Origin of the sequence: Halorhodospira sp. 9621 (assembly GCF_022228055.1) — a bacterium.
In the GTDB taxonomy this organism is placed as follows: Bacteria; Pseudomonadota; Gammaproteobacteria; order Nitrococcales; family Halorhodospiraceae; genus Halorhodospira; species Halorhodospira halophila_A.
Genome location: NZ_JAJNRD010000010.1, coordinates 16,464 through 29,661, shown reverse-complemented (window position 1 = coordinate 29,661; position 13,198 = coordinate 16,464). Strand labels below are relative to the sequence as shown.

The 13,198-nt window shown below is 66.7% G+C and carries 14 protein-coding genes; all 14 read left to right on the top strand.

Annotated elements, in window-relative coordinates:
- The first annotated feature begins 32 nt into the window (after positions 1–32).
- The 14 genes from LRF89_RS06590 (at position 33) to LRF89_RS06525 (ending at position 13,197) form a co-directional block, all read left to right on the top strand.
- Complete coding sequence (locus LRF89_RS06590; RefSeq protein ID WP_238636797.1) at positions 33–422, top strand: hypothetical protein; 390 nt, start codon at positions 33–35, stop codon at positions 420–422.
- A 4-nt stretch (positions 423–426) separates the two neighbouring features.
- Positions 427–1,104, top strand: coding sequence for a phage adaptor protein (locus LRF89_RS06585; protein WP_238636796.1), 678 nt, complete (start codon positions 427–429; stop codon positions 1,102–1,104).
- A complete protein-coding gene (locus LRF89_RS06580) occupies positions 1,097–1,762 on the top strand; it encodes a phage adaptor protein (RefSeq protein ID WP_238636795.1) in 666 nt (221 codons plus the stop codon). The genes LRF89_RS06585 and LRF89_RS06580 overlap by 8 nt, the downstream gene beginning before the upstream one ends.
- A gap of 12 nt (positions 1,763–1,774) precedes the next feature.
- A complete protein-coding gene (locus LRF89_RS06575) occupies positions 1,775–2,143 on the top strand; it encodes a phage tail fiber protein (RefSeq protein WP_238636794.1) in 369 nt (122 codons plus the stop codon).
- 2 nt (positions 2,144–2,145) lie between these two features.
- Positions 2,146–2,415 carry a hypothetical protein gene (locus LRF89_RS06570; RefSeq protein WP_238636793.1) on the top strand — a complete coding sequence of 90 codons (270 nt, stop codon included), beginning with the start codon at positions 2,146–2,148 and terminating at the stop codon, positions 2,413–2,415.
- Between the two features lie 107 nt (positions 2,416–2,522).
- Positions 2,523–3,695 (top strand): fibronectin type III domain-containing protein, encoded by a 1,173-nt coding sequence (locus tag LRF89_RS06565; protein ID WP_238636792.1) that lies wholly within the window; start codon positions 2,523–2,525, stop codon positions 3,693–3,695.
- A gap of 2 nt (positions 3,696–3,697) precedes the next feature.
- Positions 3,698–5,221, top strand: a complete 1,524-nt coding sequence (locus tag LRF89_RS06560; RefSeq protein ID WP_238636791.1) for an FN3 domain-containing metallophosphoesterase family protein — start codon at positions 3,698–3,700, stop codon at positions 5,219–5,221.
- Entirely contained in the window at positions 5,221–5,670 is a 450-nt protein-coding gene (locus tag LRF89_RS06555) for a hypothetical protein (RefSeq protein ID WP_238636790.1), read from the top strand. Before LRF89_RS06560 ends, LRF89_RS06555 begins: the two co-directional genes overlap by 1 nt.
- A 12-nt stretch (positions 5,671–5,682) precedes the next feature.
- Positions 5,683–6,228, top strand: coding sequence for a hypothetical protein (locus LRF89_RS06550; RefSeq protein WP_238636789.1), 546 nt, complete (start codon positions 5,683–5,685; stop codon positions 6,226–6,228).
- Between the two features lie 11 nt (positions 6,229–6,239).
- The gene (locus LRF89_RS06545; RefSeq protein ID WP_238636788.1) at positions 6,240–8,135 is read left to right on the top strand and encodes a hypothetical protein; all 1,896 of its coding nucleotides are present in this window, start codon (positions 6,240–6,242) and stop codon (positions 8,133–8,135) included.
- Positions 8,132–9,859, top strand: a complete 1,728-nt coding sequence (locus tag LRF89_RS06540; protein WP_238636787.1) for a phage tail tip fiber protein — start codon at positions 8,132–8,134, stop codon at positions 9,857–9,859. Before LRF89_RS06545 ends, LRF89_RS06540 begins: the two co-directional genes overlap by 4 nt.
- Before the next feature lie 78 nt (positions 9,860–9,937).
- Positions 9,938–10,564: a hypothetical protein gene (locus tag LRF89_RS06535; RefSeq protein WP_238636786.1), complete on the top strand. Its 627-nt coding sequence runs from the start codon at positions 9,938–9,940 to the stop codon at positions 10,562–10,564.
- Complete coding sequence (locus LRF89_RS06530) at positions 10,561–11,415, top strand: hypothetical protein (RefSeq protein WP_238636785.1); 855 nt, start codon at positions 10,561–10,563, stop codon at positions 11,413–11,415. Before LRF89_RS06535 ends, LRF89_RS06530 begins: the two co-directional genes overlap by 4 nt.
- 12 nt (positions 11,416–11,427) lie before the next feature.
- On the top strand, positions 11,428–13,197 hold the full coding sequence (locus tag LRF89_RS06525; RefSeq protein ID WP_238636784.1) for a hypothetical protein: 1,770 nt from the start codon (positions 11,428–11,430) through the stop codon (positions 13,195–13,197).
- Position 13,198 lies beyond the last annotated feature (1 nt).

Sequence of the window (13,198 nt, the reverse complement as noted above, 5' to 3'; positions counted from 1 at the left end):
GGCCACGCGCCGCCCCGCCGGAGGATAGCCCCATGAAGGTGAAGTACATCGGCCGGGAGCCGACCCACCGGGACCGGCTCTACGGCAGCGGCGTGTTCTGGTCCGGGCCGGGTGACGTGCAGGAGGTCGAGGAGGAGATCGCCGAGCGGATGCTCAAGCGCCACCCGGATCAGTACGCCCTAATCAGCGGCGTGACCGACGCCGGGCAGAAGCCGGCCCAGGAGCCGGAGAGCGGCGAGGAGGACGGCGGGGGCGAGGAAGACCTGATGGTCGAGGTCCGCGGCGAGTTCTACCCGCTTCGCAAACTCTCGCGCGACGTGCTCGCCGAGTACGCCGAGCAGCGCCACGGCGTGAAGCTCGACAAGCGCCGCTCGGCACAGTCGCTCGCCGAGGAGATCCGCCGCCTGGAGACGGAGGGCTGAGGCGATGCCGACGGTGACCGCTGAAATGATCCTCAACCGGGCGGCACGCACGCTGCACGACGACACCGGCGTGCGCTGGACCCCGGAAGACCTGCTTACCTACCTCTCCGACGCCCAGCGCGAGATCGTCATGCTCAAGCCGGCGGCCAACGCCATCAATGACGTGGTGAAGCTCACCCCGGGCACTCGGCAGCGGCTGCCGTCTGACGGCATGACCCTGATCGACGTGGTGCGCAACATGGGCAGTAATGGCGATACCCCCGGTCGCGCTGTTCGCTCGGTGCGTCGTTACATCCTCGATGCCACTCGCCCCGATTGGCATACCGAGCCGACGAGCGCCGAGGTCAAACACTTCATGTTCGATGACCGGGATCCCAAGACCTTCTACGTCACCCCTGGGCAACCGGATCCGGCCTCGTACCTGGAAATCGTCTACGCCGCCTCGCCGGCTGAGGTGACCAGCACCCAGCAGGCGATTGGCCTGGATGATGTGTTCCAGACCCCGATCTTCTACTACGTCATGTCCCGGGCCCACGCCAAATCGAGCACGCCGAACCTGCAAGTGGCCGCGATCTACTACGAGCAGTTCCGCGCGGCGGTGACCGGGCGCTCGGATGCGCTGTTCGAGCTGCACCCGGATCAGGCGCAGCAGCGGATGGAGGAGAACAGCGGCCATGCTTGATACCGGGTCGCTGGTTCGCAGCGTCGAACTTGACCTGCAGGAGCACCCGGACTATCCGGCGTGGACCGACGAGCACTTCTCGGAAATGCTCCGGGCGGCCATGGACCAGCTTGCCCTGGTCCGCCCCGAGGCGTTCCAGCGCATCGCCTCGGTCGCCTTGCAGCGGGGCGTGACCCACCACATCCCCGAGGATGGCGTGCGGCTCATGGAGGTCACCGCGAACGTGGACCAGGGCCTTCCCGGGGAGGCGATCACGCGGGTCGATGGGGCGACCCTGGCCCGCTTCGACCCGGCCTGGCGCAGCCGCCCCGAGGCCGATCAGGTGGACCATTACCTGTGGGATGAGCGCCAGCCCCGGGTCTTCCACACCGTGCCCGCCGTGCGCTCGGGCACCCGCGTCCAGATCGTCTACATCCAGCAGCCCCCCGCCTTCGAGGTCGGCGAATACCCGACCCTGGAGCAGATGCCCAGCCACTACCGCGAGCCGCTGCGCCACTGGATGCTCTACCGCGCATGGCTCAAAGACACCCGCCCAGGCATCGAGCAGAAGGCTCAAGCCCACTACGAATGGTTCTACCACGCGCTCGGCGAGAAGGTACCGACCTCCCAGCGCGTGGACCCCCGCACCCAAGAGCCCCATCAGCGGGCCCAATCCTGACGAGGCAGCACGATGAGCGGATTCTCCGACCACTCCCGCGATATGGCCCTCAACCATGTCTTCCGAAACGGCAACTGCTACGTCGCCGTGTTCAACGGCACGAGCGAGGTCAGCGCCAGCGGGTACGCGCGCAAGCCGGTCACCTTCTCCGCCCCGGAGAGCGCCCCAGGCGGTGGCCGGCGCGTCAGGAACTCCAGCGCCGTGGAGTTCGATGAACCCCAAGCGAATTGGGGCACCGTGGATGCCGCCGCGATCTACGACAGCGAAACCGGCGGCAACCGACTGAGCGAGATCATCCCCCTGGAGGAGCCGCGGGAGGTGCCCGCCGGCGATCAGGCGATCCGGTTCCCGGCCGGCGACCTGTCCATGGAGATCGACTAGCGATGAACGTGAGCGCGCAGCCGATCACGGGCCACCTGCTGCGGGCGCACCCGCCGGGGATGGGGTACGGCGACCCCTACACCTGGGCCTGTATGGCAGTGCCAGACCCACAGCATCCGGGCACGGCGGTTCTCACCGGCTCGGTCGAGCTGCCCGGCGAAGGGCAGCGCGAGGCGCTGGCCGAAGCGCTGCGTGCGCTGGGCTATACGCACGTCCGCTGGGAGCGTCGGGTGCGCGGGCGGGCTCGATGGACGCGGAGGTTTGAGCTGTGACGGTCACGGCCCTGGGGATACTCCTGGCAGTGGCGGCCACCATGAATCAGCAATCGACCCCGGCGGCCGACTGGTCGGCCTGCTGGCAGGACAGAGGGTAGGCAGCGATGACGAAGCATCTGCGAGTTCGCGAGCGAGACGGCTGGACGACCAAGAACGAGCCGCTGACCGCGGCGGAGGTGGACGACAACTTCCTCGCGCTTTGGGACGAGATTCAGGCGCTCAAGAACGGCGGCGGAACCGAGCCGGTTGAGGATGGTGTGCCTGATACGTTTGGCAGCAACTACTGGAGCGTTGAGCCCACCGGGCTTGAGGGCGAGGTCGAGGTCACGGTGTCCACGCTCCCGAACGCGCAGCCGGCGATCACCGGCATTGAGTACAGCCTGGATGAGGGTGGCGCCGAGTCGGCGGGCATTTCTGGCACCGGCAGCTTCATCATCACCGGCCTGACCGACGATCAGGAGTATGAGGTTCGGCTGCGGGCCGTCAATGGCGAAGGCGCGGGCGACTGGTCTGCGTCGAAGCTGGTCACGCCGGGCGGGGAGAGCGAGCCGAGTGAGCCCAGCACAGCCGAGCTTCCCGAGGATATTGCCAATATCGACTGGCGCTTCGCGTTTTGGGCTGACGCCATCGACCAGGAAAACGGAACGGCGGTCGAGCAGTGGGATGACTTGTCGGGCAACGGGCACCACGCAACGGTGCCCGATGACGAGGGATACGACTTCGGCCCGCCCGTTCTCAATAAGAACTCGGACCTCAACGGGCGGGCTGCTGTTGAGTTTGGGAGCGGGGCGCTGTTTGTTTCCCCGGGGGAAATGACACGCGGGTTCTCTATGTTCGTAGTATTGAAGGCTTACAACCACAGCCCACACAACGCCGAGAGGATCATGGAAGGGGGAGTGCCCACCTTCTGGAATATGGGCGGAGACCTGAACGGGTGGTCTGTTGGCTCGGTTAACTTTGCAGATGCGCCCAACGAAGACTATTTGATCGTGACCGCCGGCCGTAACACCGCGGACGGCGACTGGATCGTTGAGCGAAACGTCAGGATCAACACCCTGGAGCACGAAATCCTAGAGGATTCAGACAACCCATTCGGCCAAAGCTCCTCAACAAGAAGCAACTTCTACATGGGAAGCACCGAAGAAAACCACCGCCACTTCAACGGCCAGATCGCTTTCTTGGCGTGGAAAAAAGGCGACTTCTCGCTCGATGAAATCGACGCGATGGTCGCGTGGGCCGAGAGCTATTACGGCTTCACTTCGGAGTGGAAGAACTAGCCATGCCCTTCTACGTCGAGCCTGGTTATGTGGAGAACTCATATACGGCTTCGGAGGAGCAGTCTAGCCTAGCCGATTCCGTGTATGTTTACGCACAACTCATGGGCGATCCAACGACGCAGATCATGGTGTCATGGGTGGACGCCATCGGCGACGGGGAGCAGTACACCCTTCATTACGGGACTGATCCAAGCAACTTGAGCGGGTCCGTCGAGGTCCAGGGAACCCAGGTTCCCTCGCGCCCCGAGTGGATCTACCACGCGACTCTCGACGGGCTAGCACCCGGGACCACCTACTCCTTGAAGCTGGATTGCAGCAGAGGGGAGCACACCCCTCACCCGGTCAAGACGCTCCCTGCTGCGCTTCCGGCGAGCGGCGTTCGGTTCGTCGCAACGTCCGATATTCACGTCCCTGTGGGCATGAAATCCCCCGGCGGAATGATGCGCCTCGTAACGGAACAGCCCGACGCCGTTCTTTTTGCCGGCGACTTGGTAAGCTCTTTTAAGGAGAGCCCGAGCTTTGAGAACGGCCAGTATTGGATCAACTTCGTGCGGGACTACTTGAGCGTTCTGCATAGTGGCACGATGATTCCGGTCGTCAACTCCCCAGGCAACCACGACGTAGGAGGGCACAGCACTTCCGGGGGAGGGTCTTCTAGCTGGGAAAGCCAATATTTCCCGGTTTTCTTCCGGTCGATGCTCCACACCGAACCCGAGCAAAAGCCTTACGGCTATATCAAGCTCGGCGATTACTTTCAGGTCGTCGTTTTGGACTCGCACGCCTCTCCGGTCGTGGAGGTAGGCGACTGGCTGCGGGCCACGCTCGACAAGGACACCCCTGGCGTGGCGATCCACCATAGCCCGTCGATGGCGGCGGATGTCAGGTCAGGGACAGACATGGCGTTGCAAGACAACGTTCGCCGGAGCTGGATGCGCGAGCTGATCGAGTCGAAAACGGCCTGTGGGATTGTCGGGCATATCCATTACCGAACCCGAACTGTTCCGTTGGGCGTCGTCGATCAAGACCCCGGGACCGTCGATTCCTTCGAGATCGACGACGGCTGGATCATCGAGCAGGAAGGGGGGTACGTGGAGTTCGGCCAAGGGTATCGGTCAGGCCGTGGCGAGGATGCGTCGTTGCACTGGTTCCTGGAGGAAAGCCAAAACCAGGATCAATACCACACTATCGACGTGCTGCCGGGGGAGATCAAGGTCCGCACAGTAAACGCATCTGGCGTTGAGCTTTATGCGACGACTTTCCCCGTGGATACGTCGGCCCTCGCGGCCGGGCTCCGTGCCACCCTCTCCGGCGCTCCCGCCAACGCCGAGGTCTACTACGCGGTGTTCCTCGACACGGACCCGCGCACCTTCGGCTCGCCGCTCGCGCAGGGCACCGCAGACCTCGACGGCGAATCGCGGCTCACGGTGCCCCTTCAAGGCGTGGCGGCAGGCGAGACGGTCTACCTGGTCGTCACCGACGGCGCAGGTAACGGCGCCCACGGCCCGGCCCAGGTGGAGGAAGTCTGATGCAGATGCAGTGGGGGGCGCTGACCACGGCGGAGGGCCTGGCCTGGCGGGCACTGGAGGTCGTCCCGTTCCATGACGTTTCCGCCCGCGGGGTGTCGCAGACCGGCGCCCGGGCGGCTGCGGAACTGACCGCGCCGCGATTCCTGCCCGTGGCCGCCACCGGCAGGACGCAAACCGTCGCGCGTGCTAACGCCGATCTGGTGTCCCGCTTCCACAATGCCGCAGCCACGGGGCGGGCGCAGACGGTCGCTCGTGCCAATGCGGACCTATTCGCCCGGTTCCACCACGCATCCGCGACAGGTCAAACGCAGACGAGCGGCCAAGCCAGCGCCCACCTGGAGGCCCTGGGGTCGGTGGTCACCGCCCGGGGCCGCGCGCACACCCGGGCTACGGTTCGGGTTGCCTACCTGTACGGCTTCATCTACCGGCCCGCGGCCGTCACCAACTGACCGGGGTTCCCCATGGAGAAGATCGACACGCTGCTGCGGGACGTGCTGCCCGAGGCGCCCGGCTGCCCCAAGGTCGTGGCGTTGAACGCGGTGCGCCACGCGCTCAATGAGTGGCTGCGCGACGGCCGGGGCTGGCAGGTCCGCCTGACGCTGACGCCGGCCGGGGATGGGGTCTACGAGTTCGAGCCCCTGGAGGGCTCGGTGGCCCTGGCCCTGGTCCATGCCCGGGATCAGGACGGCGAGGCTGTCCCGGCGCGCTTCGCCCCGCCCAAGCGCGTCGAGCCCGAGGGCGGCGAGTGGGCGCACACCGCCGACGTGCTGCTGGGCCTTGCCGAGCAGGCGAACGAGGTGCCCGGCTGGCTGCTGAGTCGGGGCGCGGAGGCCATTGCCGCGGGGGCCAAGGCGCGGCTGCTGGTCATGCCCGGGGTGGAGTGGAGCGCACCAGAGCTTGGGATGCACTACCGCGCGCTCTACCGCGACCACCTCTCGCGCTTTCAGCTTGAGCGCGCCCGCAACTTCACCACCGATCCGATCCGCACGGCGCCGGCCCGGTTCTAAGAGGGATCACGATGCAGCATCGCACACGGTTCTTCCGGGGCTCCTGGCCGCGGCGCTCGGCCCGTTTGCTGGAGGCGGGGCAGGCCCAGGAAGCGCGCAACTGCGACCTGGACAGCGGCGCGCTGCGCCCCCTGCGCAAGCCCGAGCCGGTGGAATCGGCGGATCTAACCGGCCATGCGGTCGGCACGATCTACCGCTGGCGCGTCGGCGGCGAGGATTACTGGCTGCGCTTTCCGGGGCGCGTGGACGTGGCCCCTGGCCCGCTCAACGATGACGTATGGGAGCGGATCTACTTTGCCGGCGACCCGCGCTATGACGAGCCGCGTTACACCTACACGCCGGCCGTCTACCAGGGCGGTGAGCAGTACCCGGTGACGAGCTACCGGCTGGGCGTGCCCGCGCCGAGCAATGAGCTAGCCGTCAGCGCCGTCGAGCCGCCCACAGTGGCCATTGCGCAGATCCACCGGGAATGGCCCATCCGGGTGGTCACCGATGGCGAGCACGGCCTGGAGGACGGCGAGGTGGTGCGCTTTGACATCGAGTCGCAGAGCCCGGATGAGGAGGAGGGCGAGAACCACCTGGCCGAGTACCTGAACCACCTCGACGGCTTCCAGATCCGGGTGCTCGATGAGACCACCTTCACGCTCAACAACACCGACGCCGAGAACGTGGCCTACAGCGCGTTCGTCTCCGGCACGTTCCGCCCCTTCTATCCGGAGCAGTGGCAGGAGGTGCGCTTTTACACGCACACCCTGGTCACCGAGCTTGGCGAGGAGGGGCCGCCGACATCGGACCCGGTGCAGATCACGGTCGGCGCCACGCAGGCGGTGGAGATCGAGCTTCCCCCGCTCTCGGTCGATGAGGGCGCCGGGCGGCTGATCGAGCGCCGGCGCATCTACCGCACGGCCTCCGGCAACCAGGGGGCGGAGTTTCGCTTCGTCGCCGAGGTGGAACTCTCCGATCAGAGCTTCACCGACACGGTGTGGAGCACGGTCCTGGGTACGGCGCTGGAGAGCACGGCCTGGGATCCGCCGCCGAAGGGGCTGCGCGGGTTCGACACGCACCCGGGCGGCTTCATGCTCGGGTTCACCGACAACCGGCTCTACGCCAGCGAGCCGTACCGCCCGCACGCCTGGCCCGAGCAATACAGCCTGAGTCTGGACGAGCCGATCACCGCGCTTGGGGTGTTCGATGTCTCCATTGCCGTGGCCACGGCCGGGCGGCCGTATCTTGTCACCGGCTCCGACCCGCGCGCACTCCAGGCCCGGCGCCTGGAGGTCAACGAGTCGTGCGCCTCGGCGGCGTCGATGGTCTCGTTCGGCTACGCCTGCGTCTACGCCTCCCCGGCCGGCCTGGTGCAGATCAGCACCCGTGGCGCCGAACTGCTGACCCATCAGCACATCACCGAGCGCGAGTGGGCGGCGTACAAGCCCGAGACGATCCGCGCCTTCGAGTGGGGCGGGCGCTACGTCGGCTTCTACGACGGCGGCGGGTTCATCTTCGACCCGCGGCAACCGGAGCTTGGCTTTATCGACCTGGACCTGGAGGCCATCGCCGGGCACCGCGACCCGCTCGATGACGGGCTCTACCTCCTCGACCCCGAGGGGATGATCCAGCGCTGGGACAGCGCCGATGCGCGGATGCCGATGCACTACCGCTCGGCGCAGTTCCCGGTCCCGCTGCCGGCCAACGCTGGCGCCGCGCAGGTGATCGCGTCCAGCTACAAGAACACCACCTTTCGCCTGTTCGCCGACGGCGAGCCGGTCCACGAGCATACGGTCACCGACCCCGACCCCTTCCCCTTGCCGGGAGGATACCTGGCGCGAACCTTCGAGTGGGAGGTTGCCGGCACCGACACGGTGGATGAGGTCGCCTTCGGGGATAGCATGGAGGCGCTGGCGCAATGAGCAAGCCGACCAAGACCACCCAGCTTCCCAGCGTGCCCACTGACGCCAGCCCGTCGGAACGCCAGTTCCTTGACGCGGTGAAGCAGGTCATCGAGCTTGGCGAGGGCCAGCGGGGCGACCCGCTCGATGCCAAGCTGACCCGGCGTGACCTGGTGGAGATGGGGCTTGCCAAACTCAAGGAGGGCTTGCGCGGGGGCGTCGGCGCCGGCGGCACCCTGGAGCCGGTCGAGCCGCCGCCGAACGTCACCACGCCGCCGCGGGTGGCTGACTTCCAGGCGCAGGCCGCGTTTACCCGCGTCATTCTCACCTGGGGGCGGCCGCAGTACAGCAACCACTCCCACGTTGAAATCTGGCGCGCGCAGGTCAACGACATCGGCCAGGCGGTCATGGTCGGGGTGCAGTTCTCCCGGATTCACACCGACATCGTGGGGAGTAGCTGGAGCGGCTACTATTGGGCCCGCAACGTCTCCCTGGCTGGGGTTCGGGGCCCGTTCTCGCAGTCGCGCCAGGCCGAGACGGCCCGAGACGCCGACTACTTCCTGGAGCAACTCACCGGCGAGATCACCGAGTCCCAGCTTTACGACAGCCTGAACCAGCGCATCGACCTGATCGACGGCGACATGGAGGGTTCGGTCAACGCCAGGGTGGCCCATGAGCGAGAGGAGCGGATTGAGGCCGATGAGGCGCTAGCCCAGGACATCACGCAGGTTTCAGCCAGCGTCGGCGAGAACCAGGCGGCCATCGAGGAGCGGGCCAAGGTCACTGTGGACGGCGAGGACGTGAACGCGCAGTGGACGCTTCGCCTCCAGACTACCAGCGACGGTACGCCGGTGGTCGGCGGCATCGGCCTGGAGGCCGACGGCGATGCGGTGACCTTCGGGCTCAACGTGGACCGCCTGTGGCTCGGCCACCCGTCGGTGGACTACAGCCAGGAGGGCAAGGTCTTTCCCTTCATCGTGGACGGCGGGACGGTCTATTTGAACGAGGCCGTCATCAAGGATGCCTCGATCAGCTACGCGCAGATCAAGCAGGCCGCGGTCGATCAGATCGCTGCCGATTCCCTGGAGGCGACCGAGGCGTACATCGGCGACCTGAACGTATGGGATCTTGGCGTTGAGAACGCCATCCAGAGTGACAACTTCGCGCCCGGAAACTCCGGTTTCAGGATTCGGCGTGACGGTACCGCTGAGTTTATGAATGGGTATTTTCGGGGCAATATCCATGCGACCTCGGCGGATATTGATAATATCCTCTCCCTCGGCGGCAACAATGTCGTTATTACGGAGGGTTCCAATCTAACCGCAAGGAACCTGAGCACTTCCTGGCGCGAACTCGGCAGTGTGAATCTCAATTCCGAGGGGCAGCCGGCGCGTATTGACGTAATGGCCATGTTATTCGGCGCGGACATTCCTGTAGATAGCAGCCAATGGTATGTCTCATTCAGCCAGGGAAGCACCAGCATAGGCCGCGTGCAGGCCCGCCTTTTGAAAAACGGGAGCACGGTGCATAGCTGGGGCAACGTCGGCAGTTATGTGACGTGGGCCCACTCCCTTGGCTACCTGTATATCTTCTCGCAGGGATTGGGTCCAATGAGTCTTTCGTACCTTGATAAAAGCCCGGGAACCGGGACGAATACCTATACGGTCCAGGCCCGGTATACGGGCTCGAATATGGCCTTTGAAAATCGGGGCGGCACGATGACGGCGACGGGGCTGAAACGATAAGTGCGCGCGCTTTTGAGGGAAACGATCTTGACCCAATCCGTTTATGAGACAACGGACCCACGGCACATACAGAAAATCATGGACAGCTCCGAGGTCGCGGGCCGCTGCGGCCAAGGCAGTGCTTGGGACGCCTACCTGAGCGACCCGGCGACCACGGTGCTGGGGGTCTATGAGGGCGGAGAGATCACCGGATTCTTCGCCATCGACCGGATCAGCGATTCCAGTGCGCAGGTTCACAACCTGCTCACCCGCCGCTGCTCGGACAAGGCCGAGGCGGTGCGCCTGGGGCAAGCGCACGCCTTCGGCGCCCTGGGCTACTCGCGACTGCTTGGCAAGGTCGAGGCGGACAACCGCCCGACGCTGCACATGGCCGCCAAGAGCGGGATGCAGCGGCTCTACGAGCACGAGGGCGAGGTCTACACCGCGCTCAACATCCAGGACTGGCCCTGGCGCCTGGAGCGTTGGATGCGAGCGGCCTCGGGGCTCGACGGCCCGTTGGGGATCATGCTCGGTGCGCTGTGTAGGCTGACCCATGCCGGGGGCGCCTTGCGCGGGGCGGCGCTCTACAACGAGTGGGCAGCGGTTCACGAGGCGCCGATGGTCCAGGTCCACCGATCCACGCACGATTCCGCCATCGTCCTTTGCGACGGGGCGTTCTACCTGATCCAGCCCGGCCGGGTTGAACCAATCGAGGTGACAGCATGAGCGGAGGACGCAGCGCGGCCCGGCGTGAGCGGCGGCGGATGCGCGAGGCCCAGGAGCAAGCCAACAAGCTGGCTGCCCAGCGGCTCAAGTGGGCCCAGGGGCAGATGGACGAGTACAACGACCTCTACGGCGACCTGGAGAACCGGATGATCGCCGAGGCCGAGCGTGGCGCCCATGCCGACTACGCAGGCGTCACGGATCGGGCCGCGGCCGATGTCTCGCAGCAGTTCGAGCGCCAGCGCGAGGATGAGCGCCGGCGCATGGCCGCCTTCGGCATCGACCCGAGTTCCGGGCGCTTTCAGGGCATGGACCGGCGGGCCGGACTTGCCGAGGCGACGGCCACCGCCGGCACCGTCAATCAAGCTCGCCGTGCCGAGCATGAGCGGGCGCAATCGCGCACCGATGCGCTGCGCGGTGGGGCGATGAGCATGGGCTCGCAGCGATTCTCGATGGCGCACTCGGCCACGGACGCAGCCCATGCCGGGCGGGTGAGTGCGAAGCAGAACACGGCGTCGATGCACCAGGCGGAGGCAGGATCGGCGGACGCGCGGGCTGCGGGCACCGGACAGATGATCGGCACGGTCGTAGGCGGTGTCGCAGGCGCCATGGTCGGTGGGCCGGCGGGCGCCATGGCGGGCGCGTCGATTGGCGGTGCCGCCATGGGCGGTGGCGGTGGTGGTGGGAGCGTCCCATACACCCCCAGCGCCGCACCGACGGCAGCCCCGGCCTCGGGCAACACCGCCGGGCTTTGGCAACCGAATCCGATGAGCAACGCACAGGTCGCCACCCACGCCCACGGCACGCCCTCCACCGGGTTTGGGCTCTCCCCCTGGCAGCAGCAGTACCAATAGAGGAACGCGATCATGGCTGGATTCTTCGGCGGCATGGCCCAAGGGCTGACCCAGGGGGTGAGCACCGGCGCGCAGCTTCGTAACCAGCGCGAGATCGCGGGTCTGCGACGGGCGCAGAATGAGCGCGCGCAGCAGGTCCACGATCAGCAGATGGCCGAGCACCAGCGTGCGCAGATGCAGCGCACCGCTCGGGACTTCTACGGCGCGATGCAATCCGGTGACGAGGCGATGGCTACGCGCATCGTCCAGCAGAACCCGGAGGTCTTTCGCACGGCGTTGCACCTGGATGAGAAGCGCCACCCGATTGGCGCGGCGCAGGTGTCCGACGATGGCGAGTGGTCGCTTCTGATCGGCTCCGAGCACACCGGCACTGCCGGGCTGTGGACGCAGGACGGTCAGCCCTCGGCACAGGCCGAGGATCAGGTGCTGGGCTTCCGGCCCGAGGACGTGGCGCGCTTTGCCGGGGTCGAGGCCCCGGAGCCGGACCTGGAGTACCGCGACGGGGTGTACTTCGATAAGCGCACCGGGGATCCGGTGGCCGATCACCGGGAAATGATGAGCCAGGGCTCGCAGTTCAGCGAGCCGATGCGCCACGAGGAGCTTGGCTGGGTGCAGCGTGGCCCGGATGGGCGGCTCTACCAACTCGACGAACCCGGGGCTTCGGGCACGGGCGCCGGCGGCTCCGGGCTGGACCTGACCCCGGGCAGCACCGACTACAACCGGATCTACGACACCATCGGCCAGCAGGTGAACAACTACGTCCGCCGCCAGGTGGGCGAGGAGTTCATCGGCGACCCGAACGTGGCCCATGTCGAGAGCTGGGCGCGGGATGCGGCGCTGAACGTCTACCGCCAGGAGGCCGAGGGCGGGCACCTGATGCCTCCGCACGAGGTTGGCAACGCCTCGGCCCGCCTCGCCTTCTCGGGCGACTACCCGCTTCTGCACCCGCGCCGTGCGCAGGAGGCGGCGGCCGAGCGCATCGAGCAGGAGATGCGCGAGAGCGGTGAGTGGAAGCGCATGGGGCGCAACCAGATTGATGAGGAGACGATCCAGGCCCGAGCGCAGGAGATTCAGGCCGAGGAGGCCGAGCGTCTGCGTGCGGAACTGGCGCAAATGTACGCCAGCCAGGGCGAAGGCCGGCAGGCCCCCGGTCAGCCGATGACCCCCGGGGGGCAACAGACGCCCTCCGAGGGGCAGCAGATGCCCCGTGGCCAGCAGGCAGAGCAAGGACCGGGCGCGGCCGACGCGCTCCCCTACCGGGATCAGCGCACGGGGCTCGCGTTCGGCGAGGGCATGGCCGGCGGGCCCATCTTGCCGCGGGATCAGTTGGGGATGGGTCTCGAACGCCCTGAGACAATCTCCAATAACCCGGTGCGGGTCAACGACAGCGCCGCCGTCCAGGCTCGGAATCGGGCGCTCGATGCGGTGGGCGATTCCATGCAAACGGCCCGGGACTACTACACCGACCCCGACGGTATGTACCAGCGGAATACCGCTGGGCTGCGCGAAGGCATCGGCAAGGCCGGCGATGCCTGGTGGCGGGGTTACGAGACCGTCGAGGGCGTTCGTCAGAACGTCGCCGGGCTGTTCCAGCGCCGGGCCGAGGCCCCGCCGGAGGATGTGGCGGCGACCATCGAGGAGGTCGTTCAGGGGCGGACCCCGAGCCGGGATGCCCTGGGCAAGACGATCCGCTGGGCGCTGGAGCATGAGGATCAGGTCGATGCGGCGCTGATGCGCCGGTTGCGTGAATTGGCACGCCGGACAACGGGGGGGACCGAGTAAG